This window comes from Chitinophaga agrisoli (assembly GCF_008386695.1).
Classification (GTDB): Bacteria; Bacteroidota; Bacteroidia; order Chitinophagales; family Chitinophagaceae; genus Chitinophaga; species Chitinophaga agrisoli.
The window spans coordinates 1-334 of sequence record NZ_VUOC01000086.1 but is presented as its reverse complement, the minus strand read 5'-3'; the positions used below and the strand labels follow the sequence as shown (position 1 = coordinate 334).

Below are 334 nucleotides of genomic sequence, written 5' to 3'. Positions count from 1 at the left end.
GCTAAGGTGTTCATGAGCTGTAACCTTATTACGGGTATGTTCCAGAGGTTAGACAAAATGCGCAAACAGGCTTTCGCATCCGTCTGCCTGTTTGGTGAAGACAACAATTCCACCATCTCCGGAGTGTGGGTGTGGCGCGGAAAGGAGCTCGTGTTCCCGCTGTCGTCTGATTGGCAGGTGGACTACGAGTCCTACGACTGGAAGAAACTGGATCCTTCGAGCGAGGAGACCAAGAAACTTGTCCAGGACTACTTCTCGTGGAACGGAACCGACAAAGACGGTAGAAAGTTCAACCAGGGCAAGATATTCAAGTGAATGCCGACAAACGTCCAGC

1 protein-coding gene is annotated in these 334 nt (G+C 51.2%); it reads left to right on the top strand.

Annotated elements, in window-relative coordinates; genetic code table 11:
- The coding region (locus tag F0L74_RS34660) for a hypothetical protein (protein WP_149842236.1) at positions 1–315 on the top strand (315 nt) is incomplete at its 5' end.
- Positions 316–334 lie beyond the last annotated feature (19 nt).